22 protein-coding genes are annotated in these 23,738 nt (G+C 65.2%); 10 read left to right on the top strand and 12 right to left on the bottom strand.

Annotation, left to right across the window (positions count from 1 at the left end; genetic code table 11):
• Positions 1 to 96 precede the first annotated feature (96 nt).
• Together F4Y72_07755 and F4Y72_07750 are read left to right on the top strand one after the other, a co-directional pair.
• Entirely contained in the window at positions 97 to 801 is a 705-nt protein-coding gene (locus F4Y72_07755; protein ID MXZ28187.1) for an ABC transporter ATP-binding protein, read from the top strand.
• Positions 794 to 2,359, top strand: coding sequence for an efflux RND transporter periplasmic adaptor subunit (locus F4Y72_07750; protein ID MXZ28186.1), 1,566 nt, complete (start codon positions 794 to 796; stop codon positions 2,357 to 2,359). Before F4Y72_07755 ends, F4Y72_07750 begins: the two co-directional genes overlap by 8 nt.
• Here F4Y72_07750 and F4Y72_07745 read toward each other — a convergent pair.
• Complete coding sequence (locus tag F4Y72_07745) at positions 2,356 to 3,951, bottom strand: FAD-dependent oxidoreductase (protein MXZ28185.1); 1,596 nt, start codon at positions 3,949 to 3,951, stop codon at positions 2,356 to 2,358. The genes F4Y72_07750 and F4Y72_07745 overlap by 4 nt on opposite strands.
• On the opposite strand from F4Y72_07745, the gene F4Y72_07740 reads away from it, so the two are divergent.
• From F4Y72_07740 to F4Y72_07730, 3 genes are read left to right on the top strand one after another with little or no spacing between them, the layout of a single operon-like run.
• Positions 3,894 to 5,510: an FAD-dependent oxidoreductase gene (locus F4Y72_07740; protein ID MXZ28184.1), complete on the top strand. Its 1,617-nt coding sequence runs from the start codon at positions 3,894 to 3,896 to the stop codon at positions 5,508 to 5,510. The two genes, F4Y72_07745 and F4Y72_07740, sit on opposite strands and share 58 nt — an antisense overlap.
• Before the next feature lie 8 nt (positions 5,511 to 5,518).
• Positions 5,519 to 6,532 carry a hypothetical protein gene (locus tag F4Y72_07735; GenBank protein ID MXZ28183.1) on the top strand — a complete coding sequence of 338 codons (1,014 nt, stop codon included), beginning with the start codon at positions 5,519 to 5,521 and terminating at the stop codon, positions 6,530 to 6,532.
• A gap of 1 nt (position 6,533) precedes the next feature.
• The gene (locus F4Y72_07730) at positions 6,534 to 7,049 is read left to right on the top strand and encodes a c-type cytochrome (GenBank protein MXZ28182.1); all 516 of its coding nucleotides are present in this window, start codon (positions 6,534 to 6,536) and stop codon (positions 7,047 to 7,049) included.
• On the opposite strand, the gene F4Y72_07725 is transcribed toward F4Y72_07730, so the two are convergent.
• From F4Y72_07725 to F4Y72_07700, 6 genes are all read right to left on the bottom strand, one after another.
• Positions 7,046 to 9,247 carry a primosomal protein N' gene (locus F4Y72_07725; protein MXZ28181.1) on the bottom strand — a complete coding sequence of 734 codons (2,202 nt, stop codon included), beginning with the start codon at positions 9,245 to 9,247 and terminating at the stop codon, positions 7,046 to 7,048. The genes F4Y72_07730 and F4Y72_07725 overlap by 4 nt on opposite strands.
• A 60-nt stretch (positions 9,248 to 9,307) precedes the next feature.
• Positions 9,308 to 9,802 carry a VOC family protein gene (locus F4Y72_07720; protein MXZ28180.1) on the bottom strand — a complete coding sequence of 165 codons (495 nt, stop codon included), beginning with the start codon at positions 9,800 to 9,802 and terminating at the stop codon, positions 9,308 to 9,310.
• Between the two features lie 201 nt (positions 9,803 to 10,003).
• On the bottom strand, positions 10,004 to 10,504 hold the full coding sequence (locus tag F4Y72_07715; GenBank protein ID MXZ28179.1) for a VOC family protein: 501 nt from the start codon (positions 10,502 to 10,504) through the stop codon (positions 10,004 to 10,006).
• Positions 10,505 to 10,511: 7 nt separating this feature from the next.
• The gene (locus F4Y72_07710) at positions 10,512 to 11,888 is read right to left on the bottom strand and encodes an NAD(P)(+) transhydrogenase (Re/Si-specific) subunit beta (GenBank protein ID MXZ28178.1); all 1,377 of its coding nucleotides are present in this window, start codon (positions 11,886 to 11,888) and stop codon (positions 10,512 to 10,514) included.
• A 2-nt stretch (positions 11,889 to 11,890) separates the two neighbouring features.
• Positions 11,891 to 12,196 carry an NAD(P) transhydrogenase subunit alpha gene (locus tag F4Y72_07705; protein ID MXZ28177.1) on the bottom strand — a complete coding sequence of 102 codons (306 nt, stop codon included), beginning with the start codon at positions 12,194 to 12,196 and terminating at the stop codon, positions 11,891 to 11,893.
• A 6-nt stretch (positions 12,197 to 12,202) separates the two neighbouring features.
• Complete coding sequence (locus F4Y72_07700; GenBank protein MXZ28176.1) at positions 12,203 to 13,318, bottom strand: NAD(P) transhydrogenase subunit alpha; 1,116 nt, start codon at positions 13,316 to 13,318, stop codon at positions 12,203 to 12,205.
• A gap of 132 nt (positions 13,319 to 13,450) precedes the next feature.
• Here F4Y72_07700 and F4Y72_07695 point away from each other — a divergent pair, with 132 nt between their 5' ends.
• The 3 genes from F4Y72_07695 to F4Y72_07685 all read left to right on the top strand — a co-directional run bounded on the left by F4Y72_07695 (position 13,451) and on the right by F4Y72_07685 (position 16,879).
• Positions 13,451 to 14,068, top strand: a complete 618-nt coding sequence (locus F4Y72_07695; protein MXZ28175.1) for an HNH endonuclease — start codon at positions 13,451 to 13,453, stop codon at positions 14,066 to 14,068.
• Between the two features lie 22 nt (positions 14,069 to 14,090).
• A complete protein-coding gene (gene acs / locus F4Y72_07690; protein ID MXZ28174.1) occupies positions 14,091 to 16,058 on the top strand; it encodes an acetate--CoA ligase in 1,968 nt (655 codons plus the stop codon).
• 89 nt (positions 16,059 to 16,147) lie between these two features.
• Complete coding sequence (locus tag F4Y72_07685; protein MXZ28173.1) at positions 16,148 to 16,879, top strand: class I SAM-dependent methyltransferase; 732 nt, start codon at positions 16,148 to 16,150, stop codon at positions 16,877 to 16,879.
• 130 nt (positions 16,880 to 17,009) lie between these two features.
• Here the strand turns inward: F4Y72_07685 and F4Y72_07680 are convergent, their stop codons facing one another.
• The 5 genes from F4Y72_07680 to F4Y72_07660 are packed head-to-tail and all read right to left on the bottom strand — an operon-like array spanning position 17,010 to position 22,033.
• Positions 17,010 to 18,296, bottom strand: coding sequence for a TRAP transporter large permease (locus tag F4Y72_07680; GenBank protein MXZ28172.1), 1,287 nt, complete (start codon positions 18,294 to 18,296; stop codon positions 17,010 to 17,012).
• Between the two features lie 9 nt (positions 18,297 to 18,305).
• On the bottom strand, positions 18,306 to 18,833 hold the full coding sequence (locus F4Y72_07675; GenBank protein ID MXZ28171.1) for a TRAP transporter small permease: 528 nt from the start codon (positions 18,831 to 18,833) through the stop codon (positions 18,306 to 18,308).
• Positions 18,823 to 19,851: a hypothetical protein gene (locus F4Y72_07670; GenBank protein ID MXZ28170.1), complete on the bottom strand. Its 1,029-nt coding sequence runs from the start codon at positions 19,849 to 19,851 to the stop codon at positions 18,823 to 18,825. Before F4Y72_07670 ends, F4Y72_07675 begins: the two co-directional genes overlap by 11 nt.
• Positions 19,829 to 21,199 (bottom strand): MATE family efflux transporter, encoded by a 1,371-nt coding sequence (locus tag F4Y72_07665; protein ID MXZ28169.1) that lies wholly within the window; start codon positions 21,197 to 21,199, stop codon positions 19,829 to 19,831. Before F4Y72_07665 ends, F4Y72_07670 begins: the two co-directional genes overlap by 23 nt.
• Positions 21,200 to 21,241: 42 nt before the next feature.
• Entirely contained in the window at positions 21,242 to 22,033 is a 792-nt protein-coding gene (locus F4Y72_07660) for a haloacid dehalogenase type II (GenBank protein ID MXZ28168.1), read from the bottom strand.
• A gap of 59 nt (positions 22,034 to 22,092) precedes the next feature.
• On the opposite strand from F4Y72_07660, the gene F4Y72_07655 reads away from it, so the two are divergent.
• On the top strand, positions 22,093 to 23,085 hold the full coding sequence (locus F4Y72_07655) for a hypothetical protein (protein MXZ28167.1): 993 nt from the start codon (positions 22,093 to 22,095) through the stop codon (positions 23,083 to 23,085).
• Positions 23,082 to 23,528, top strand: coding sequence for a type II toxin-antitoxin system VapC family toxin (locus F4Y72_07650; protein MXZ28166.1), 447 nt, complete (start codon positions 23,082 to 23,084; stop codon positions 23,526 to 23,528). Before F4Y72_07655 ends, F4Y72_07650 begins: the two co-directional genes overlap by 4 nt.
• The last annotated feature ends 210 nt before the right edge of the window (positions 23,529 to 23,738 follow it).

The raw sequence follows: 23,738 nt of genomic DNA, 5'->3' as shown, positions 1-23,738 counted from the left end.
ATGTAGCTTGCTCCGCCATCCCTGGCTCCAATACCCCCAGAGGAAAAGGGGGCAATGAAGGGCTACGGTAGCGATGGAGCAAGGGTGCGGTAGTAGATGAGTACTTCGGCGATACGTACGCGCGAGTTGACGCGGACCTACCGGATGGGGACCGATACGGTGGTGGCGCTGTGCGATGTCAGCCTGGCGGTGCGGCCGAACGAGTACCTGGCCGTCACGGGCCCGTCCGGATCGGGAAAATCGACGCTGATGAACCTGCTCGGCTGCCTGGAGACGCCCACCGCGGGAGACTATTGGCTGAACGGCGTGCACGTGTCGCGCATGAGCGGCCGGGAGCTGGCCAGGGTGCGCAACCGGCAGGTGGGTTTCGTGTTTCAGACCTTCAATCTGCTGGAGCGCTGCAGCGCCGTGCAGAACGTGGAGGCGCCCCTGATCTATGCCCGGATGCGCCGCCGCGAACGCCTGAAGCGGGCGACCGAGGCCCTGGAACGGGTCGGGCTGGCCGACCGCCTTGCGCACCGGCCCAGCCAGCTCTCGGGGGGACAGCGGCAACGAGTGGCGATTGCGCGCGCGCTGGTTACGCGCCCGAGCATCTTGCTGGCGGACGAACCCACGGGTAATCTGGACTCCGCGACCGGAGCGGAAGTCCTGACATTGTTCGATTCCCTGCACAGTGACGGCCACACGCTGATCGTGGTTACCCACGACGCCGGCATCGCCGCGCGCGCACAGCGCAGGATCGAGATGTTGGACGGCAGGATCACGGCCGACACCGGCACAGGAGCGGAAGCCCGTGCGTGATTCCCCCTTTACGTGGAGCGTCGGCGGCAGGACAGCCGCCGCCGAGCCCCATGGACGGGTTCATGCGTCTCCACGCAAAGGGGGAATCAAGCACGGGCGAGGGACCACGAGAACGCTGTGGCGCGGCGGCGCGGCTTTCGGACTGATGCTGGTCATGGCCGGCTGCGCCGAGGAACCGGCGCCCGAACCGCAGGCCTACGACCAGGCGCCCGTGGAGCTTCGCGACATCCGCGTGTTCGTGGAGGCCGCCGGCGCTGTCGAACCGCTGCGCACCGTCGAACTGAAATCCAAGGCTTCCGGCGAGATACTCGCAATCAACGCCGAGAACGGCGACCCGGTTGAGCGTTCGGCCCTGCTGGTGCGGATCGACAAGCGCATCCCCACCAACAACCTGGCCCAGGCCGAGGCGGCGCTGAAAGCCGCCGAGTCGCGCCAGTCCATCGCCAAGTTGCAGATGGAGCGGGCGGAGAGGCTGGTGGCCGACAACACCATCACCGACAGCGAGTTCGAAGAGACGGCGCTGGCGCTCTCGGAAGCCGAGGCGCAACTGGTTCGCGCCCGCGTGGACGTGGAAAACGCCCACATCGCGCTGGACGACACCGACGTGCTGGCGCCGATCGACGGAACCATCATCGAGCGCAATGTCGAGCCCGGACAGGTCATTTCATCGCCCACCCAGGATGTGGGGGGCGGCACATTGCTGTTGCGCATGGCCGATCTGGGCCGGGTCCTGGTGCGCACCCGCGTGGACGAGACCGACATCGGCAAGATCAATGCCGGAATGCAGGCGCAGGTCAGGGTGGCGGCCTATCCCGCCCGCGAATTCACCGGTTATGTGGAGAAGATCGAGCCGCTGGCCGTAGTCGAACAGAACGTCACGATGTTCTCGGTCCTGATCCTGCTCGACAACCCCGACTCGCTGCTGCTGCCGGGCATGAACGCCGAGGTTCAGATCAAGATCGCCGAGGAACTCGAAGCGCCCGCCGTGCCGATGGCGGCGCTGCGCACGATCGACGACATCGAGGCGACGGCGCACATGCTGAACTGGCCTTACAGCAATCTTCACGACGCGGTCATGAAGGAGCGGGAAGAGACCGGCGACGGCGGGCAGGCGGATCCGGCGGCATCCTCTGGATTCGATTCCGGGGATTTCGCCCGCCAGCAGAATCGCACCGGGCAGCGCCCGCAGCTCAGCCCCGAACAGCGCCAGGCCATGCGCAGGGCCATGGGCGACGCGATGCGCAATCAGCCGCGGCGCGTGGGACGGCCCTGGACCGGCGGCGCGAGACCGGGCGGCGGTCCCGGGCGCCGCTTCCTGCAGCAGGGGCCGGATTACGACTTCAGGGCGGAATACTGGGTGCTGGTCATGCGCGACGACGGTCCGGCGCCGTCCTGGGTTCGCACGGGCTTGAGCGACTTCGAGTACTCGGTCGTGCTAGGGGGACTCGAGGAGAACGACGAGGTCCTTCTGCTGCCCAGCGCGGGACTCTATGAATCGCAGTCCAACCTGCGCAACTGGATGCGCCGCCGCTCCGGCGGCCTCCCCGGCATCGGCTAGAGGTATTCGAGGATCTCGATCGCGGCGCGTTCGCCGGACTCCATTGCGCCCTCCATGCCGCGATTCAATTGCGCGGTGTGCTCTCCGGCAAAGTGAATGCGGCCATGCGGCTCGGCGATCGTCCGGGCGAACGCGGTGACCTGACCGGGCTTCCAGTAGGCGTAGGCGCCGCCGGCATAGGGATTGTTGGACCATTTCCAGAGGTAGATAGGTTCCAGCGCGTCCTTGAGTGACGGCCGCAGCCGGATCAGCTCTGCCGTCACTTCGGCGATCGCGGCCTCCTCTTCCATCTGCGCAAGCTTCAACGCCGAATGGTCATTGACGTAGGCCAGGCAGCTGGTCACCGCGTCGGGGCTGCCCGGGTCGTTCTTCAGCGCCATGAACCGTCCTGGGAGTGCGTCCGTCCACATGCTTGGCGCCATGCCGTCCTGTTCCCAATAGGGTTGCTTCACCGCGTAGTGGATCTGCGTGCACGGCGTATAGCCGAGGTTGTCGATCGCGGCCCTCTGCACGGCCGGCGGTTCGGGATCGAGCGCGATCCTCCGCAGCGCCGCAAAGGGAATGGCGATGATCGCGCGCGACGCATGAAGCCGGCGGCCGTCCTCCAGGCTGATCCGCACCCGGCCGCCCTCGTCGGCGATCGCCGCAACGGGGCTGTTCAGCAGCACGTCGCCGGTCAGATTGAGCGCCATCGCCTCCGGAATCCGCTGGTTCCCGCCCTTTGCGGCCCCGCCCTGGCCCGGCCAGTTGGCCTGATGGATCGCGAAACTGATCGTGTGAAACATCATCAGGGCGGACAGGTCGTGATGATCGGTGCCGTAACCCGAATTGAGTCCCGACCCGAGTTCGACGCTGGCCTCCGCCAGGCCCGCTTCCGTAAGCACCTCGCCGACCGACCGGTCCCAGTCGGCGAACTCCGGCCGCCGCCAGGCGCCCAGGTCCCCCTCCGGAAACGGGTTGAGTTCGGCATACATCCGATAGGGAGGCCGCGACGGCGGCATTTGCCGGGCCCACTCCTGCCGGTACGGATTCAGGGCATGACCGGGCCAGTCGTCCTCGCTGATCAACTGGTCCTGGATGCAGAACAGCATCTCGCCTTCGCGGGGCTCGGTGCGCGGGCGCATGGGCCCGATCTCGACGCCGTACTGCCGGGCCGCGTTCAGCAGCCGCGCATAACCCCCGCCGGCGCCGTTTGCGCCAAGCTCCGGATACCCGGGAACGATGTCGTCGGCAACGGTGTGGAGCCGTCCGCCGAAACGCGACGTGGCCTCCACCACCATCACGCTCACGCCCAGTTCTTCAAGCAGCAGCGCCGCGTTCAGTCCGGCCAGGCCGGCGCCGATCACGATCACCTCCGCATCCAGGCCGGCGCCGGTCTGCGCGCCCCGCAAGCCACGCGGCAGCATCCACGAGCCGGCCAGGGCGGTCCCACCGGCCAGAAACCGCCGGCGCGTAGAGCGCCCGACGATCTGTTGCGCTGCCTTGTTCTTCGTCGGCCTCATGATCGAGAGTCGAGTTTGCACCATGGACGGATATGAATCCAGCGCCCGAACCCGGGCTCGCCTTCCAATTGAAGCTTTACGGCGGGGCATTCGGAGCCTTCAGTTATATTTCCCGCAGGATCGCTCTACGCCGGAGGTGGCGAATGTCCGAGCAAGCACTTCCCGGAAAACCCCGTCGGGTGCCCATGGACGCCAGCGGCTATTCGCGCAGGCGCTTCATCGGCGCCGGCGCGGGCGCGCTGGCGGTGGCCGGGCTGCCGGCCGCTGCGCGTGCGGTCACGAACTACAAGGGTCATGACGTCATCGTTGTCGGCGCCGGCCTGTCGGGCCTGCACGCCGCCTGCATCCTGCAGGAACAGGGTCTTGACGTCATGACGCTGGAAGGCCGCAACCGGATCGGCGGCCGTGTTTATACGCTGATGGACGTGCCGGGCAAGCCGGAAGCCGGCGGCGAATGGATGGGCGCCAACTATGCCCGCATGATCGACACGTCCCAAAGGCTCGGGCTGCAAATGCTGGGGCCGGACGAAGCGAGCGACATTCGCGAATGGTGCTACCGCATCCGCGGCGAGTACATCCTGGCCTCGGACTGGGAAAGCCATCCGCTCAACCCCACGGAGGGCGATGACCGCCGGATACTGCCTCACCGGATGCTGTTCGAGCTGTCGCACAAGAACAATCCGCTGTCGGGCCAGCCCCTGGATGCCTGGATCACGCCGGAGTTCGCGCGCTTCGATATTCCCCAGACGCACTACCTCAAGGAGTATCTCGGTTTCGACGACGAAACGATCCGCCTCATGAACGTGGTGATCCATACCGACCACATGGACAACACCTCGGCCCTGCACGAAATGCGCCGCTACGCGGTGGGGGAATTCAATGCTTCGCGGGCCCTGGCCAACGCCGGCCAGCCCGCCTGGGTGCAGATCAAGGGCGGCAACTCGCGCCTGCCGGAAGCCATGGCCGCATCCCTGGACAACCCGGTGGAACTGAACAAGACCGTTTACGCCTTCGAGGACAAGGGCAAGGAGGTGACCGTGCATTGCATGGACGGCACGCGCTATACCGCCCGCCAGGTCATCTGTTCGACGCCCTGGCCGGTCCTGCGCAAGGTCAAGTTCACGCCACGCCTGCCGGCGCGGATGGAACGGGCGATCGACGAAATCGACTACGGCACCTCCATACAGGTGCATTTCCTGCTCAGGAAGAACTTCTGGGAGCTCGACGAAATGCCCGGCAGCATGTGGACCGACGAACCGTTCGAGCGCTTCGGCGTCCATCACCGCGGTCCGAACGGCGAGGCTACTTCCGCGGTCGCCTTCATCAACGGCAACGAGGCCTACAAGTACGACTTCATGAGCGACGAGCAGGTCAGCGAATACACGATGCGGGAACTTGAGCGGGTCCGGCCTTCGCTCAAGGGCGCGCTCGAACCGATCGGGATCCAGTCCTGTCATCGCGAAGTCCACGGCGGCGGGGACTGGGTGTTCTGGCGTCCCGGCCAGGTCGGGCAGTTTGCCGCCCACATGCGCGAAGCCCACGGCAATATTCATTTCGCCGGAGAACACACGGCCCTGATGGAGCGCGGCATGGAAGGCGCCTTCGAGTCGGGCGAGCGCGCCGCGGTGGACGCGCTGCTCCGTTCCTGAGTCCCGCCATGAGAGTTCTGCTTCTTGCGCTCTTGTGCGCCCCGTTGGCCGCGGCCGCGGCGCCCGAGAATGATCCGTTCGCCCGGGACCTGATCGTACTGACCGACTGGTTCGAAGGCGAGTTCGACAACGAGGAGCAGCGCTGGTTTCAGGCCGACCCGCGTTCGAACACGCCCGAGGACCAGCGGCATGTGCGCGTGCACGCGACGCACAAGCGCATCGACGCGCCGGACTTCGGCGAGCACGTGTTTTACGTGGAGGAGTACACCCACGACGACCCCGAGAGAGTCTACCGCCAGCGCCTGGTGATCTTTTCTTCGGCCCCGGAGGAGGGCGGGATCCGCATGCGGCAGGGCTTCTTCAATGAGCCGGAGCGCTTTCTCGGTGCCCAGCACAAACCCGGCGTCTTCGACGATCTCAAGGCGGAGGACGCATTCTTCCTGGACGAGTGCGACGTCTACTGGAAGCGCGTGGCCGGGCAGTTCGAAGGCGGCATGCGGCCGAAAGCCTGCGTGTTCGGCGAGGGCGAGTTGCGCCGCTATTCGGTCCACGATCTCTATCTTTCCGAGGCCAAGTACTGGCGGGTGGATTCCACCTTCCTGGTCGCCGACGACAGCCTCCACATCGGGATGCCGGCGGACCAACCCTTCGAGTTGCGCCGCGTGAAACGCTTTACCTGCGGCATCACATTCGACCCGCGCAGCCCCGAGCCCCAGGAAATCACGGACATCCCGCTGCACAGCCAGGGTGGATCGGCCGACGTAACGCGGGAACGCGATGGCCAGGAGTTCACGCTCCTGATGCGCGACAAGGAATACCCGTATTACTCGACCCGGCCGGATTTCATCTATTTCTCGATCCGCCGCAAGGGAGAACTCGCTTCGGTCGTGTTTACCGTCAACGACCCGGATTCGCGCTCGCTGGCCGTGAATACCGGAGAGCTGCTGGCGTACTGCTACCGGGACGGCTACGAATTCCGCGAGTCGCTGGAAGCGCTGGCGATAGCCGGCGGGGAGCGCTGACATGCCTGAGAAGAACCGTTATCCGACTGTGTTCGGCCAAACCGCCAGGACGGTGTTGATTGCCGGACTGATCTTTGCGCTGACCGCCGGCGCCGATGCGCCCGGCCCGGCCGCAGGGCCGCTGGGGCAGGCTTCCGATTCGGTCGCGGGCGAGTCCGCCGAGGCGCCCAAGGCCGCTTCGGAACAGCCGCAAGCCCAGTCGGATCCAGCGGCGATGCGGCGCGGGCGCATCCTGTTTCTGCAATGCACGGCCTGTCATTCCCTGAAGGAGGGCGAGGCGCACAAGGTCGGTCCCAACCTTCATCGCGTGATCGGGGCTCCGGCCGCCCACAAGCCGGACTACAACTACACGGACTCCCTGAAGGATTCGGGAATCGTCTGGTCGCGGCAGAACCTCAGCCGTTTCCTGGCGGACCCTTACGAACTCGTTCCGGGTACCGCCATGGTCTTCATAGGAATTGAGAGAGGCGCCGATCGCGCGGCATTGATCGACTACCTCGAGCAGGAAACGCGCTAGCCGATTTCCGCGGGGTCCACGTCGACGGACCAGCTGACGCGGCGCGGACGCTTGAGTTCGCGAACAGCCGGTATCCAGCGTCCCAGGAAAGCCTGAAGGCGTGCGCGGTCGGGCGAGCGCGCCAGCAGGTGCGCGTGGTTGCGGTCGCGCCGGCGCTCCATCAGGGCGGGGGCCGGACCCAGCACCTCCACCGCGGACCCGGCGGCGTTTTCCGGTACGGCCGCTTTGGCTCGATCGAGGAACTCGCGAACGCTTGCCGCTTCGGGCGCGTTGGCCCGCAGCACCGCAAGGTGCGCGAACGGCGGCCAGCCGCTGAGCCGGCGCAGGTCCAGCGCCGAGGCGGCAAAGCCGCCGTAACCCTCCTTCAGCAGCTGGCGAAGCAGGGGGTGCTCGGGAAAGCGTGTCTGCAATACCAGCAGGCCGGGCTGCTCGCGCCGTCCCGCCCTGCCGGCAACCTGCACCAGCGTCTGCGCCAGCCGTTCGGGCCCGCGGAATTCCTGGGAAAACATGCCCTGGTCGGCGTCGATCACCCCCACCAGCCCCAGGCTCGGGAAGTCATGGCCCTTGGTGAGCATCTGGGTGCCGAGCAGGATCCGGTAATGCCGTTCGCGAATGCCGCCCAGGATGCTCTCCAGCCTGCGCCGGCCGCGCACGTTGTCGCGGTCCATACGGGCCACCGGGTAGTCCTCGAAGCGCGCCTGTAGTTCTTCCTCCAGCCGCTCCGTTCCGCGACCGATGGTCTGAAGCGGCGAGCCGCAGTTTTCGCAGACGGGCGGCGGGCGGCGCCTGGCGCCGCAGTGATGACAGAGCAGCAGGTCGCGCCTGCGATAGAACACCAGGCGGGCGTCGCAATGGCTGCATTCTTCCGTCCGACGGCAATCCGGACACATCAGCACCGGCGCGAAGCCGCGGCGGTTGAGGTACAACAGCACTTGCGCACCCGAATCGAGCTGTTCGGACATGGCCTGGAGAAGCGGTGCGCTCAGTCCATGCTCCGGCGGGTGCCGGTTGAGGTCCACCAGCCGGGCCAGCGGAGGCCGCGACCCGGTGACCTTCTTCGTCAGCCGCGGGTGCGTATAGCGCCCTCTTTGCACGTTCAGCAGGGACTCCAGAGCCGGCGTGGCGGAGCCCAGCACGACCGGAATCCGGGCCCTGGACGCGCGCATGACCGCCAGGTCGCGCGCCTGGTAGCGGAAGCCGTCCTGCTGCTTGTAGGACGGATCGTGCTCTTCGTCGACCACGATCAGGCCGAGTTCGCGACAAGGCACGAACACGGCGGAGCGGGTGCCGACCACCAGCCGCGCCCGCCCGGCGCGGGCGTCCGCCCAGGCGTTCAGACGCTCGCCGTCATTCAGGCCCGAATGCAGCACGGCCGCCGGCACGCGGAACCGGGCCTTCAACCGATCGGCAAGCTGCGGAGTCAGACCGATTTCAGGGGCCAGCAGCAGGCATTGCCGGCCCGAGGCCAGCACCTGTTCCACGAGGTGGAGATAAACCTCGGTCTTGCCGCTGGCCGTAACGCCATCGAGGAGATGACAGGCATAGCCCTGGCTCATCGGCATGGCGCTCACCGCGGCGGACTGCTCGGGGCTCAACGCAAGCGGTTCCTCGCGCAGCATGTCCGCATGATCGGGAGTCCCGGGCTCGAAAGACTCGGCGAGTTCCTTTTCCTCAAGTATCCGAATAATCCTCCGCCAGCCCGACGTAAGCGAAACAAGCGCTTCTTCCGCCACGCCGTTGCGCCCCGCCGCCAGCAATGCTTCGAGTAGCTCAAGCTGCTTGGGCGCGCGCGACAGCAGTTTCGGCACTTCGCCCGAGACGTTCTCGCAGACCCGCCAGCGCAGCGGGGGAAATGGCAGCCTGCCGCCGCCGCGCAACTGTTTCGGCAGCGCGTAGGCAAGAACCTGGCCGAGAGGATGGCAGTAGTAGTTCGCAGCCCAGCACAACACGTCCAGGGTGACCGGGTCCCAGAGCGGCTCGGCATCCAGCACGTCCAGCACCGGCCGCAGTCGTTCGGCCGGCACGTCCGACGCGTCGAGGTGCTCGAGCACAAAGCCGGTGCGCCTCCCCTTGCCCAGCGGCGCCGAAACACGCGCCCCCACAGGGGGGACGGGACCCTCGGCGGGCGCGAGATAGTCCAGCAAGGGGGCCGCGAAACGCGGCCCCACCGCCACCCTCAGGAGAGATCCGGACGACATGACCCGAGCATAGCCCGGACTGTGCGGCTGGTGCAGTTCAAAAAGGTGGCGCGTTCCGTCCTATTGCACGACGTCCGCGTTCCAGTTTTCGGTCGGACGCTCGATGATGTTGATCATCATGCCGTCGGGATCGCGGCAGGTCATTTCCAGCTGGCGCAGCGTGTGCACCGCGAGCAGTTGCGGTTCGCAAACGACCTCGCCGCCCAGTTCCACGATGCGGTCGCGCACCGCGTGAATGTCCGTTGCGAAGAACACCATGCAGCCTTCGCCCAGATTGGCTCCCCGGTTCTCGCGTCGGAACGAGGGGGGTGAGGGCTTCGCCTCGAACAGGCCCACCATTCCGAAGTTGAGTTCGTCGGCCTTCACGATCTCGTAGCGGATCACGCTGTCTTCCGGGACCCCGATCAGCGCATGCCCCACCTTGTGCTCAAGCACTCCGTTGGCGTAGACCTCGCGGTAGCCGAGGGCTTCCCTGTAGAAGCGAACGGATTTTTCCAGGTCGGATACGAAGATGGCGGTGCGCACGATGCGGCTGACTTGTGGCGTGTCGTTCACGTTGGACCTCCCTCATAGAACAAGGGCGCCAGATTAACGCGAAACAGCGAGCGGCTGCTGGCGCGCTGGGTGTCTTGCCCGGTCCTTCCGGGAGACGCATGAATCCATCCATGGAGCTTGGTTCCGGCATCCCTGCCTCCAACACTCCCGGAAGGACCGGGCAAGACACCCAGCGAAAGGCGGGACGCCTTCGCTCTCTGGCTAGAAGTCGGACGGGCGCTCGATGAGGTTGATCAGCATGCCGTCGGGGTCTCGGCAGGTCATTTCCAGGCTCCCGGGACCGGTGCCCCGCACGACCAGACGCTGCGGCTCGCATACGATCTCCGCGCCCATGTCCACCAGGCGGTCGCGGACCGCGCGAATGTCCGTGGTCAGGAGAACCAGACAGCCTTCTCCGATATTCACGCCCCCGCTGGCGCGGCTGACCCTCGGCGGCGACGGCTTGACCTCGAACATGCCGATCATCCCGAAGTTCGGACCTTCCGCCTTGACGATCTCGTAGCGAATTGCCGAGTCCTCCGGCACGCCGAGCAGGGCGTGCGCGACCTTGTGGGTCAGTTCCCCGCCGCTGTAGACCTCGTGATAGCCCAGGCCCTGCCTGTAGAAACGCGACGACCGGTCGAGGTCGGAAACAAAGAGTGCGGTGCGCACCAGGCGGCTGACTTGCGGCGTGTCGTTCACGGTGGTCCTCCCATTGAGGATCGGGCGGCTAGATTTCGTGCACCGCCCGGATCAGTTCGGCGCACATGGCCTGGCCGTCGCCGTAGAGCATACGGGTGCGGTCCTCGTAGAACAGCGCGTTCTCGATGCCGGAAAAGCCGGTCCCCTTGCCGCGCTTGATCACAATGGCGTTGCTGGCCTTGTCGGCGTCCAGTATCGGCATGCCGTAGATGGGGCTGGCGGTGTCGGTCCGGGCGGCCGTGTTGACAACATCGTTGGCGCCGATCACCAGCGCCACGTCGGTCTTGGGAAATTCCGGGTTGATTTCCGCCTCGTCGAATATGAGGTCGTAGGGCACGCCCGCTTCCGCCAGCAGCACGTTCATGTGCCCCGGCATGCGGCCGGCCACCGGGTGGATCGCGAACTTGACCCGCACGCCCCGCTTCATCAGCGCCTCGGCCAGTTCCCACACCTTGTGCTGGGCCTGCGCCACGGCCATGCCGTAACCCGGGATGATGATGACCTGGCGGGCGAAACCGAGCATGACCGCCGCGTCTATGGCCTCCACCGGCTTCATCGTTCCCTCGATCTCGTCGCCTTCGGCGGCGGTCTCTCCGAACGCGCTGAACATCACGTTGCCCAGCGACCGGTTCATCGCCTTGGCCATCAACTGGGTCAGCAGCGTGCCCGCCGCGCCGACCACGGTGCCGGCAATGATCATGGCCGCGTTATCCAGCACCAGGCCTTCCAGGCCGACCGCCAGACCGGTCAGCGCGTTGTACAGCGAAATCACCACCGGCATGTCGGCGCCGCCGATCGGCATGGTGAGGGTTACCCCCAGCAACAGCGCCAGGGCAATGAACACCGTGAGCCACGGCCCGCTTACGCCCAGGATCACGAGCACTCCCGCAGCCACCGCCGCCAGAAGGATCACGACGTTGAGCAGGTTCTGTCCGGCGAAACGCAGCGAGCGTTTCAGCCAGCCTTGCAGCTTGGCGAAGGCCAGCAGGCTGCCGGAGAATGAAACGGCGCCGATCAGCGCACCGGTGACCGCCAGAGCGATCACCGTCCAGCCGAACTCCTCGCCGCCATGTCCGCCGCGAAGCAGCTCCACCCAGGCGATCGCCGCCGCCGCGCCGCCGCCCATGCCGTTGTAGAGCGCGATCATCTGCGGCATGCCGGTCATCGCCACCCTGCGGCCGCTGATCCAGGCCCATGCACCGCCAATGACAATCGCCGTCCCAATCAGCAGCAGATTCTCGGGCTTCATTCCCGGCCAGAAGAACGTCACGACCGTGGCCAGCACCATGCCCACGCCGGCCCAGACGATGCCCTGCCTTGCACCGGCCGGCGAACTCATCGCCTTCAGCCCAAGAATGAACAGGACAGCGGCCAGGAAGTAGCTGGCGGCAATGAGAGTGTTCAGACTCACTCTTCGTCTTCCCTATCGCCGTCCTTGCTGCGCTTGAACATCTCCAGCATCCGCTCGGTGACCACATAGCCGCCCACCGCGTTGGCGGAGGCCAGCATCACGCCCGCGAAGCCGATCGCCTTCTCCAGAAACGTTTCCGCGAACCCCAGCGCCACCATCGCGCCGACCAGGACGATGCCGTGAATGAAGTTCGACCCGGACATCAGCGGCGTGTGCAGGATCACCGGCACCCGCGAAATGACCTCGTAGCCGACGAAGGCCGCCAGCATGAAGATGTACAACGCTACGAAGCCGTCAATCATTGCGGTTCAGTCCCTCTTCGCTCCCGCGTAACGAATCTCGCCCTCATGGGTCAGCAGCGTGCCCGCGAATACAGGGTCGTCAAGGTCGAGCGAAAACTCGTCGCCGTTGATGGCGGGTTTGATGAAATTGAACAGGTTGCGGGAATACATGGCGCTGGCGTGGCGCGCCATCATCGCCGGCACTTTCAACGGCGCCATGATGCGCACGCCATTGTGGTCGATCGTCTCCCCCGGCCGGCTCAATTCGCAATTGCCGCCCCCCTCGGCGGCGAGGTCCACGATGACCGAACCCGGCCGCATCTGCTCCACCGCGGCGGCGCTGACGATGCGCGGCGAGGGCCGACCCGGAACCGCGGCCGTGGTGATCAGTATGTCGGAGGCGGCAATGTGGCGATCTAGGGCCTCCTGCTGCATGGCCTTTTCCTCGTCCGTAAGTTCACGCGCATAGCCGCCTTCGCCGGTCGCGCTTACGCCGGAGTCAACGAAGCGGGCGCCCAGGGACTCCACCTGCTCGCGCGTTTCCTCGCGCACGTCATAGGCCTCGACCACGGCGCCCAGCCGGTGGGCGGTGGCGATGGCCTGCAGTCCCGCGACGCCGGCGCCCAGAACCAGGACCCGCGCGGGACTGATCGTGCCGGCGGCGGTGGTCAGCATGGGCAGGAACTTCTGCGATTCGTCGGCCGCCATCAGGACCGCCTTGTAGCCCGCTACCGAGGCCTGCGAGGACAGCACGTCCATGGATTGGGCGCGGGCAATCCGCGGCACCAGTTCCATCGAAAACGCCGTTACCCCGGAGTCCCGCAGGGCGTCGGTCGTTTCAGACGGCGTGTAGGCATTCAGCAGGCCCATCACCATCGCGCCCTTCTTCAGGTCCGCGATGCGCTCGATCTCCGGTGGCCCGACGCAGAACAGGGCATCGCATGCCCTGGTCACGGCGCCGGGCGACGACTCGAGACCGATGTCCTTGTAGTCGCTGTCCGCGAAACTTGCGGCAAGGCCCGCGCCCTTCTCCATGACGACGCGCAGCCCCGCAGCCTGCATTCGCGCCCAGACCTTGGGCACCACGGCCACGCGCTTTTCGCCTGGCGCGGTCTCGCGCAAAACGCCGATTGTCAGGGGCATCTGGGAGAAGAAATACTGCGCAGCAAGCGGGAGTTGGCGCGCATTTTAGCCGACCGGCCGCGCCGGTTTTGCCCGTCGGACATTGAAATTTCGCAATTTAGATGTATAAGGCCACCTGAAAGGGAGCGTGTGATGCTGCTGCTTGAAGACGCCTTGGACTTGCGCCAGTGGGTGCTGCGCACCGACGTGGCGGGCCGCCCCCTGGGCTGGATCGACTACCGCGATGCCGTGCGGCTCTATCACGCGGGCCAGGTCGCCTATCACTGCGGCCGGCCCCTTTTCCGGATTCGCGGCGGTATCTGCGCGCTCACCGGCAACCGCAGCGAGGTGGACGTGAATACGATCGTGGCCACCCAGGGCGTGTCGGCAGGGCTCAACAAGCGTCTCGACAATTACACGCCGCCGCTCAACAACCACACGCTGTTCCGCCGCGATGCGCAGATCTGCATGTACTGCGGCGGGCGCTTCCTCAGGCGCGACCTGACGCGCGATCATGTGCGCCCGATCAGCCAGGGCGGATCGGACGTCTGGGCCAACGTGGTGGCGGCCTGCAAGCGCTGCAACAATTTCAAGGGCGGCCGTCTGCCCGAGGATGCCGGCATGCAGTTGCTGGCCGTGCCCTTCGTGCCGACCTATGCCGAGTACATCTATCTGAAGGGCCGGCGCGTGCTGGCCGACCAGATGGAGTTCCTGAAGGCCCATTTTCCGCGCGACAGCCGCCTGCAAAGCCGCTTCGAACAGGCTGCCTGAATCACCCGGACGGCGGGTCGTCGTGGCAACGGGCAATATCGAATCCGTCTTAAGCGAGGATCGCCGGTTCGACCCGGGCGAGTCTTTCGCCAACCGCGCACAACTCAAGCGGGAACAGCTTGCCGAACTTCGCCGGAGGGGCGACAGCGACCCGGTAAGCCTCTGGGCCGATTTGGCCCGCGAGATGCTGACCTGGCACAAGCCGTTCGCCGCCACCCTCGACCGTTCGCACGCGCCGCACTTCGCCTGGTTCTCCGATGGTGAACTGAACGCCAGCGAAGCCTGCCTGGGTCCCTGGATCCGGAAGGCCCCGGACCGCCCGGCGATCGTTTACGAGGGCGAGCAGGGCGACAGCCGCACGCTCAGTTACCGCGAACTGGGAGAAGCGGTGGAACGCCTGGGCGCCGCCCTGCGCGGACAGGGCGTGGCCAGCGGCGACCGCGTGGTGATCTACATGCCGATGTGTCCGGAAGCCATCGTCGCCATGCACGCCTGCGCGCGCATCGGCGCCGTGCATTCGGTCGTGTTCGGCGGCTTCTCGGCCCGCTCGCTCTACGACCGGGTAGTGGACGCCAGCGCCGAAGTCGTCATTACCGCCGATGCCGGACGCCGCGGCGGCAAATTCGTGCGCCTGAAGGATGCCGTGGACCGGGCGCTCGATTACGGCGAGCATCCGGTTCGCCGGGTGATCGTTTTCCGGCACTCGGGGGAAGACGTCGCCTGGCATGACAGCCGCGACCGCTGGGCGCATAAACTGACCGAAGCCGCCGCGGGCGACTGCCCGGCGGATTACGTGAACGCGGAGCATCCGCTGTTCCTGCTCTACACCTCCGGCTCCACCGGCAAGCCCAAGGGCATACAGCACTCCACGGCGGGCTACCTGCTGCACACCAGGCTGACCTGCCGCTGGGTGTTCGACCTGCGCGAGGATGACGTGTTCTGGTGCACCGCCGACGTGGGCTGGATCACCGGCCACAGCTACGTCGCCTACGGGCCGCTGGCCTCCGGCGCCACCGTCGTGATCTACGAGGGCGCCCCGACCTGGCCCCACGGCGGCCGTTTCTGGGAAATCTGCGAGCGCTACGGCGTGACCGTCTTCTATACCGCGCCTACCGCGATCCGCGCCCTGATGAAGCTGGGCGACGAACTGCCGGGGAAATACGATCTTTCTGCCCTGCGGCTGCTGGGAACCGTGGGCGAGCCCATCAACCCCGAAGCCTGGATGTGGTATCACCGCGTGATCGGCAACGGCAACTGCCCCATTGTCGACACCTGGTGGCAGACCGAGACCGGCGGCATCATGATTTCGCCGGTGCCGGGCGTCACCTCCACCAAGCCCGGCTCCTGCACCCGGCCGCTGCCCGGCGTGCAGGCGGCCATTGTGGACGAGAACGGCGAGGAGATCACCGAACCCGACCGCGGCGGCTACCTCGTGATCCGCCACCCCTGGCCGTCGATGCTGCGCAATATCTGGGGCGACAGCGAGCGCTACCGCGAGACCTACTTCGGCAAGTTCGGGAACGACTGCTACATCACCGGCGACAGCGCCCGGCGCGATGCCGACGGCTATTTCTGGATCATGGGCCGGCTGGACGACGTAGTGAACGTGTCCGGCCACCGCCTCGGCACGATGGAAGTCGAATCGGCGCTGGTAGCGCATCCTTCAGTTGCCGAGGCCGCGGTCGTCAGCCGGCCGCACGAGATCAAGGGCGAGTCCATCTTCGCCTTCGTGGTGCTCAAGTCCGGGAGCGAGGGCGTCCCGCCCTCAAAACAGAACACCATGGAGCAGGAACTGCGCGCCTGGGTCGACGAACAGCTCGGCCCCATCGCCCGCCCCGACGATCTGCGTATCGTCGAGGCCCTCCCCAAGACCCGCTCGGGCAAGATCATGCGCCGCCTGCTGCGCTCCATCGCCCGCGGCGAGGAAATCAACCAGGACGTATCAACCCTCGAAAACGCCGACCTCGTCCGCCAGCTCATGCAGCCCTGACGGCAATCAGGCTGCGTTTCGCCTCCGGGTATATACGTCACGAACGCGTTACACTTTGCGGCCCCCGGATCGGGAGTGGAGGAACCGTAATGAGGAAACTGCTTGGGGTGGCCCTGATGGCCCTGTTCTCGATGTCCGCGTCCGCCGACCTGGCGGAGCAACTCGCGGCGAGCGGCCGTTCGGATCAGGACAAGGCGCGGGACGAGGCCAGAAGGCCGGCCGAAGTGCTCGCCTTTCTCGGTGTTGAGCCGGGAATGACCGTAATGGACCTGCTGGCTTCGGGCGGCTGGTACACCGAGGTGCTTTCGGTGGCCGTGGGACCGGAGGGTACCGTCTATGCCCAGAATCCTCCCATGCTGCTGGGCTTCAATGACAACGCCTACGACAAGGCGATTACGGCCCGCCTGGCGGACAACCGACTCCCGAACGTGATCCGGGTGGATGGCGATGAGGGCGACACCGGCCTTGAGCCCGGCTCGCTGGACGCGGCGCTGACCGCCCTGAATCTGCATGACCGCCACAACTTCGGAAGCGACGAGGACGTTGCCATCCTGCTGGCCGCGGTCAGGGACCTGCTCAAACCGGGCGGCGTGCTCGGCGTGATCGACCACTACGGTGATCCGGACAAGGACAACACCCAGCTGCATCGCCTGAACGTGGCCACGGCGCTGCCGATCATCGAGGCCGCGGGCTTTGAGATCGAGAGTTCGGACCTGCTGCGCAATCCCGACGACGATCGCACCATCATGGTGTTCGACCCCGCGATTCGCGGAAAAACCGACCGCGTCCTCTACAAGCTCACAAAACCCACCGTCGAATAGCGCGCACGAGCCGTTTCCCGTCTCCCGGTCTTGCGGGAGTGTCGGCGACAGGGAGTCGCCGCCAAGCTCCATGGATGGATTTATGCGTCTCCCGCGAGACCGGGAGACGGGAAACGGCGGCTGACGGGTATCAGCGGAGGGTGATGGCGGGGAACAGGATCAGCACGCCCAGGAGCAGCGCGTCGCAGGCCAGGTAGGGCAAGGCCGCGCGGATGACCTGCCCGAGCGTCGTCCCCTTCGGCGCGACGCTCTGCATCAGGAACAGCAGCAGCCCGAACGGCGGCGTCGTCAGGCTCATCTCCAGGGCCAGCAGCACCACCACGCCGAACCAAATGGGGTCGAAGCCCATCAGCGTGGCCAGCGGAAAGAACACCGGGATGGTCAGCAGCATGATCGAAAGCTGGTCCATGAACATGCCCAGCACCAGCATCAACGCGAACATCAGCAGCAACTTGGCGTACGGTCCCGCCTCCAGGGCGATCGACCATTCCACCACCGCGGTGCTGGCGCCCGAGAAAGCCATCAACTGGCTGAACACCGATGAACTCAGGATCAGCAGGAACACCATGCCGGAGATTCGAACCGTGCTGGCCAGCGCCGCCCGCAGCGCCCTGACCGTGAGCCTGCGGGAAAAAGCCGCAAGCGCGGCCACGCTGAGCGCGCCGAAGGCCGCGGCTTCCGAGGGCGTGGCCCAGCCGAGCACAATGAAACCCACGACGCAGAACACCACCAGCCCCAGCGGCATGATGTTGAACACCACGAGCTGCACGCGGCGCTTGACCGGAACCCTTTGCACGCCGTAACTGGGCGCGCTGGCCGGATTGAGGCGCGCCTGCAGATAGATGACCAGGCTGTAGCCGACGGCCAGCACCAGGCCGGGAAGGATTCCCGCGATCAGCAGCGCGCCGATGTTTAGTCCCGCGAGGCTGCCGAGCAACACGCCCAGAGAAGAGGGCGGAATCAGCATGGCCAGGCCGCCGGTCCCTATGATGGGTCCGATGGACATGTGCGGCGCATACCCCCGGCGGGTCATTTCGGGGATCATCAGCGAGCCGAGCATGGCGGTGTTGGCCATCGTCGATCCGGTGAGCGTGGAAAAGGTCGAGCCGCCGGCAACGGTGATGTAGCTCAGGCGCGCGGGAAGCCGGCCGAACAGCGTCTCGAGCGCGTCGAACACCCGAAGCGCCAAGCCCGAATGAAACAGCAGGGCGCCCATGAACACGAACATGGGCACCGCGACCAGCGTGAAACTCGTGATCAGGCTGGTCGAGTTGTCCACGACCTGAAGCGGGCCGTACCAGTCGCCAACGAGTATCCAGGCGCCCAGGAGGTTGGCGGCCAGGAAGGCGAAAGCCACCGGCACGCCCATCGCCATGAAGGCGAGGACCAGAAAGAACACGGCGAGGCCTGCGGTCATGGCGGAAGATCAGAAGGCCTGGTCGGCCTCGGCCTGGGACATGCTGTCGCCGCGAATGAGGCACCGCGTGAACTCCACCGCCATCATGGAGAAGCCCAGCGTCACCGGTGCAAACAGCGCCCAGCGCGGCATGTCCAGCGAGCGGATTTCGACCTCGCCCCGCATGACCCCCTCTACCGCAAGGATGCCGGCCATCACCGCCACGATGACGCTGACGAGGGTGCAGAGGCCGAAGATCAGTTTGTCGAGTCTTCCACGCAAAGTCGGTGAAGTCCGCCGGTAGATCACTTCCACCACGATCCAGGCGCGCTCCCGCACCAGCCAGGGCGCGGCGGCCATGGTCAGGTAGAGCAACGAATACTCGGTAAGCGCCACCGTGTAGGCAGGCGGTTGCCGGCCAAAATTGCGCAGGGTCACGTCCACCACGATCAGCAGGCAGTCGGCGGCGATCAGCGCGCAGGCGAACAGCACCATGCCGTTCACGAGCTTGTCCCAGGCCCTGGAAATCATATCCCTGGACATTCCTCTACGGATCATTGAGGACGGGACGTCCTCCAGCCCGGGCCCCTTCGTCGCTCTGGGGGTAAAACAGTGGCTTCAGAGCCTCGACCGAGTCGGGAGCGCGCTTTTGCATGCGCTCCCAGACCACCTGGTGGGCAAGGTCCCGAAAGGCTTCCGGATCCGGCGCCGGTACGCTCTGAAATCCGGTCTCGGCCAGTTCCGCGTATTCGCGAATGCGCAGTTCGCGGAACCATTGGTTCGCCTCCACCGCGTACTTCGTCGCCTCGTCGGTCAGGATGTGGCGCGCTTCTTCGCTCAAGGCGTTCCAGCGATCAAGATTGATCTGCAGGCAGATGGAGAGGTTCAGCACTTCCGGATCGATGCGGTAGCGGACGAACTCCTCCACGCCCAGGTCCGCGAGGCCCACGCTGGTAAAGGCCAGGCCATCGACGATGCCGCGCTGCAGGGCGGTATAGGTTTCGCGCAGCGCAATCTGCACCGGGCGGGCCCCGAAGGCGTAAAGCAATTCCCGGTTGGACGGCGAGGTGCGGAGCTTCAGACCGCGAAGGTCCGGCATTCCCTCGGGCGTGAACTCGGGGCGCCGCGCCAGGTAGATGCTGATGCCGATGCCGGACTGCATCCAGCCGATCAGGTGGGCGTTGGCGCGTTTCTTCCAGTATGGCTGCAGGGCCTCAAGCGCGCCGCTGGCGCGCGCCTGCATCGGGTCGATGTTGGACGCGAAGATGGCGTCGCCCTCCGGCAGCAGCCCGAGGTAATAGGTGATGCCTCCCAATGCCATGTCGATCACGCCCCGCCTGAGGGCGTAAAAGAGCTGGCGCTGCGGTATGACCTCGGGGCCGCCGATGAACTCGATCTGCACGACGCCGCGGCCGCGTTCGTTGACCGCGTCAATGTAGTGCTGAGCGTGCTGCGAAAAGTTGATCTGCCGGTTCCAGGAACTGACCAGGGTCAGCGTCTCCTCGCCGGCGGCCGGCGCGCAAGCCGCCAGCGCGAGCGCGGTGACGAGCACCTTAAGCGACGGCCTTGCCACGATCCATGTCCGGCAGGGCGCCGGTCAGTTCCACCTGGCGCAGCCCGCGCCGCAGGAGCAGAAAGCCGACGGCCGCGGACACCAGGTTGCCCAGGGCGCCGCCGAAGAACACCCCGATCAACCCAAACCACAGGCCCAGCAGCCACGACAGCGGCACGTAAACCAGCAGCGTCCGGCACAGCGAGACCATCATCGCCGCCAGGGGTTTGCCGAGCGCGTTGAGCGAGGTGTTGGCGACTATGGTCACGCCCAGCAGGCAATAGGTCCACGGCAGGATGCGAAGCTGCGTCACCGCCGCGCGCATGGCGCCCTCGTCATGAGTAAAGAGTCCGACGATCGGTACGGCGAAGATGCTCAGCAAGGCGGCCACGGACAGGCCGTATATGGACGTGAAACGCAGACACCAGTTGTGCGCCTCCCGCACCCGGTCCATCCGCTCCGCTCCAGCGTTCTGGCCCACGAACGGACCGATAGCGGCGCCCAGCGCCATGAACGGCAACAGCGCCATCGCCTCGGTGCGGATTCCCACACCGAAGCCGGCCACCGCCGTCTGGCCGAAGCGCGCCACCATCGCCACCACGAAAGCGGATGTCAGGGGCGCCATCAACCCGGAAGCGGTAGCCGAAAGCCCCACATGCAGGATGCGCTTCCAGGAATCGAGAATCAGTTTCATGCCGCGCAGCGTCAGGAACTTGTCGCGGCGGATGCCGATGACCAGCATGGCCGCGAGCGACAGCAGGTTGGCAATCACGGTCGCAAGCGCCGCGCCCTGCACTTCCATGCGCGGGAACCCGAACAGGCCGAAGATCAGGATGGGATCGAGGACGGCATTGACCAGGGCGGTCAGGGCAAGCAGAACGCCCGGCGACTTGGCGTCGCCCAGCGCGCGCAGGATCGAACCGCCTATGGCGGGCCCAATCACGAAGACCAGGCCGACCAGGTAGATCTCCATGTAGTCGCGGACCAGCGGCATCGTGGTCTCGTCGGCGCCCATCAGGCCGAAGATGTCTTCCATGAAGACCCATCCCGCCGCCAGCAGCACCAGGCCCAGCATTCCGCTCAGCATGAACGCGTGGGTGGCGATGCGCCGCACCCGGCGCCTGTTGCCCTGGCCCAGCAGACGCGCGATCACGGAGCTGGCGCCTACGCCGATGCCCATCGCCACGGCGGCCACGACGAATCCCACGGGCTGCGTAAAACTGACGGCGGCCAGCGGCAGGGGACCGAGTCGGCTGACGAACCAGGCGTCCACCAGTCCGAACGAGATCATGGCCAGCAGCCCGATCATCATCGGGACCATCAGTTCCCAGAGATGACGGCCGACGGGGCCTTCGGTCAGGCGCGCTTCCATGACCCGCGCATGATACGGGACGGGCGCCGTTGTGCTGTCGCGCTACCGGAGCGACTCGACAAGTTCGTCCAGGCTGGAGACCCGGATATCCGCCTCGATCCGGCCTTGCGGAGCGCGCGCCGCCCCGGCCGCGGCTCCCGCATAGCGGTCCACCCAGGCGGTGCGGATCCCTTGCGCGCGGGCGGGCTCAATGTCGTGAAAAAGGCTTTGCGCGGCGTGCAGCAATTCGCCCTGTTCGATTCCCAGTTCCGCCAGCCGCGCCAGAAGGAATCGGAAATTGCGCGGATCGGGTTTGTACGAACCGATCTCCTCGGCCGTACAAACCAGGTCGAACTCAACCCCGAGCGCCTCCCGCGTCGCAGCAAAGGACTTGCGATCAATGTTCGATAGGACCGCAAGGCGGTAGCGTTGGCGCAAACGGGAAAGAGCAGAGGTCGTGTCGGGAAATGGCGGCCAGCGAGCTATGGACGCCCCGAACGAAGCGGCGTCGGCATCTGTCACCGGCAGATCAAATCGCCGACCGATCCTTCGCGCCACCTCGGCCAGCACATCGGGATACGCCATCTCTGGATGGGCGCTCTGCACCCGGGGCTCGGCGTCGCCGAACGCCGCCAGCAGCTCGGCACGGTCCAACTGCTTGTCGCACCGGCGCGCCCATGCCGATAACTCTTCGGCAATGCCGCTCTCCCAGTCGATCAATGTCCCGTAGCAATCGAAACTGATCGCCTTTATCTTCAATTCCGACTCCTTACGTCGTTCTTCCGCGCGAACCTGAAATTGTAGGCGTCGAGCAGCAATTTGACAGTAGCTTCGCTGCGCCCGGCGCGTTACCATCAATCAATAGTCGGGTCCGACAGCGGCGTTGGATTCGCTTTGAGTTGCGGTAAGCAAAGATGAACCTGCAGACACTATGGCGGAACGTAGAGTCTCGCCTTAATGAGGATCGTCCGGATTGGCGGGAGGACATTACGCGCTTTGGTCAAGTAAGCGCCGTCGAATCAAGAAACGAGGGGAATGCCTGGAGCAACCAAGAAGTCTTTAGAGCCCTTTTGATGGCGGTCTTATCGGTGGGAGACTGGTCAAAAATTGAGTCAATTAAGCCCGATCTCGAAGAACGGTTTTCTGGGTTCGATCTAGAAAAATATGCAAGGAGATCGGAATCCTATGTCACCGACATCCTCGTTCCCTGGTTCGAAGACGAAACGAGAAAAGCGGGATTTCCCTACCTTAAGGATGGCCTCATCGAACTGATCGGCGCGGCCGATATTCTCGTCAAGCATTGCGAAAAGAATGACGGGGCTGCGGACAGCTACTTTACGCAGCTAATGAAAAAGCACGACGACGATCCAAAGCAAGTCGCATTGTGCTTGGGCATGGAAGGCAGCGAGCACAAGCTCCCGTCTCTCGGCGTGCCGCTGGCCGCTGAGGCACTAAAGAATCTCGGCTTTGATGTAGCCAAGCCGGACAGACACGTTTGCCGCGCCGTAGCCGTCTTCGGTCTGATTGATATCGAGCCGCTGGGAAAAAAATTTGAGGCACCTGCGAAGAAGAAAGAAATCCTGCGGCAAACGATGGCCAAAGTAGAAGAAATCGCCAATGCTGCGGACAAACGAATCGCGTTCATTGACAATGCGATTTGGATGCTGGGAGCCAAGGAGCCGAGCGGCCTGCATCTGACAAACCAGCAACTCGCCGAACTGGCGGGAAACAATCTGATTCAGCACAAGGATATGAACGGTCTTCTTGCCTTGCTGGATTCATGGGCCAAGGACGGAGATGTCGAAGAACAAAAGGAAACGCTCGATTACCTGATTCACGCCCTGGATGAGAACCGGCCGGAGGGCTACAAGCTTTTTCCGCCGGAACTCAAGGGCAAGACCTGGTGAGTCATACGATATTGCTGGACAGCGGCCCGCTCGGTTTGACAACCAGTCCCAGCGGATCGCCGGCTGCAGTGAATTGCAGGCGATGGCTGCAAAAGGTTGCGAGCGACGGCGCAACGGTCATGGTGCCGGAGATCGCAGATTACGAAGTGCGTCGCGAATTGATTCGGGCAAGAAAGCAGGAAGGTCTTGAGCGCCTGAACGCCTTGATTGAGCAACTCGACTACCTGGCAATCACCACCCCGGCAATGCGGAAGGCGGCAGAGTACTGGGCGCAGGCTCGCCGGCAAGGACGACCGCTGGCAGCGGACGCGGCATTGGATGGCGACGTGATACTCGCAGCGCAAGCCGCAACGATTCGTTCGGCGAAAGTGGTTGTAGCGACAACCAACGTCAAGCATCTTTCAGTATTCGTCGATGCAAAGCCGTGGCATGAAATTTCATGAGAATAAGCGTGAGTAGAATCGAGCAACAAAGACGAGGAACCGATTATGAATGAGCCGTTCACAGACCTTATGCGGCCTCATTCCGGCTTGCGGATAAACAAGCGGGAATTGCTGTCGGGGGCGGGCGCGGCGGCGGCACTGGCCCTATTGCCGCGCATCAGCCGGGCGGCGAGCGAGACCTGGGACCTGATCGTGGTGGGCGGGGGATCG

Source organism: Gammaproteobacteria bacterium (assembly GCA_009838035.1).
GTDB lineage: Bacteria > Pseudomonadota > Gammaproteobacteria > Steroidobacterales > Foliamicaceae > Foliamicus.
Note: the sequence above shows the minus strand (reverse complement) of the source record. Positions and strands in the feature narration are given on the sequence as shown.

What these genes read in the sequence shown, in the direction of transcription:
- F4Y72_07755 (MXZ28187.1), top strand. Translation starts at nt 97, where the DNA reads ATGAGTACTTCGGCGATACGTACGCGCGAGTTGACGCGGACCTACCGG.
- F4Y72_07740 (MXZ28184.1), top strand. Translation starts at nt 3,894, where the DNA reads ATGAATCCAGCGCCCGAACCCGGGCTCGCCTTCCAATTGAAGCTTTAC.
- F4Y72_07745 (MXZ28185.1), bottom strand. Translation starts at nt 3,951, where the DNA reads ATGCCCCGCCGTAAAGCTTCAATTGGAAGGCGAGCCCGGGTTCGGGCG.
- F4Y72_07735 (MXZ28183.1), top strand. Translation starts at nt 5,519, where the DNA reads ATGAGAGTTCTGCTTCTTGCGCTCTTGTGCGCCCCGTTGGCCGCGGCC.
- F4Y72_07730 (MXZ28182.1), top strand. Translation starts at nt 6,534, where the DNA reads ATGCCTGAGAAGAACCGTTATCCGACTGTGTTCGGCCAAACCGCCAGG.
- F4Y72_07725 (MXZ28181.1), bottom strand. Translation starts at nt 9,247, where the DNA reads ATGTCGTCCGGATCTCTCCTGAGGGTGGCGGTGGGGCCGCGTTTCGCG.
- F4Y72_07705 (MXZ28177.1), bottom strand. Translation starts at nt 12,196, where the DNA reads ATGATTGACGGCTTCGTAGCGTTGTACATCTTCATGCTGGCGGCCTTC.
- F4Y72_07700 (MXZ28176.1), bottom strand. Translation starts at nt 13,318, where the DNA reads ATGCCCCTGACAATCGGCGTTTTGCGCGAGACCGCGCCAGGCGAAAAG.
- F4Y72_07695 (MXZ28175.1), top strand. Translation starts at nt 13,451, where the DNA reads ATGCTGCTGCTTGAAGACGCCTTGGACTTGCGCCAGTGGGTGCTGCGC.
- F4Y72_07685 (MXZ28173.1), top strand. Translation starts at nt 16,148, where the DNA reads ATGAGGAAACTGCTTGGGGTGGCCCTGATGGCCCTGTTCTCGATGTCC.
- F4Y72_07680 (MXZ28172.1), bottom strand. Translation starts at nt 18,296, where the DNA reads ATGACCGCAGGCCTCGCCGTGTTCTTTCTGGTCCTCGCCTTCATGGCG.
- F4Y72_07675 (MXZ28171.1), bottom strand. Translation starts at nt 18,833, where the DNA reads ATGATCCGTAGAGGAATGTCCAGGGATATGATTTCCAGGGCCTGGGAC.
- F4Y72_07665 (MXZ28169.1), bottom strand. Translation starts at nt 21,199, where the DNA reads ATGGAAGCGCGCCTGACCGAAGGCCCCGTCGGCCGTCATCTCTGGGAA.
- F4Y72_07660 (MXZ28168.1), bottom strand. Translation starts at nt 22,033, where the DNA reads ATGGTAACGCGCCGGGCGCAGCGAAGCTACTGTCAAATTGCTGCTCGA.
- F4Y72_07655 (MXZ28167.1), top strand. Translation starts at nt 22,093, where the DNA reads ATGAACCTGCAGACACTATGGCGGAACGTAGAGTCTCGCCTTAATGAG.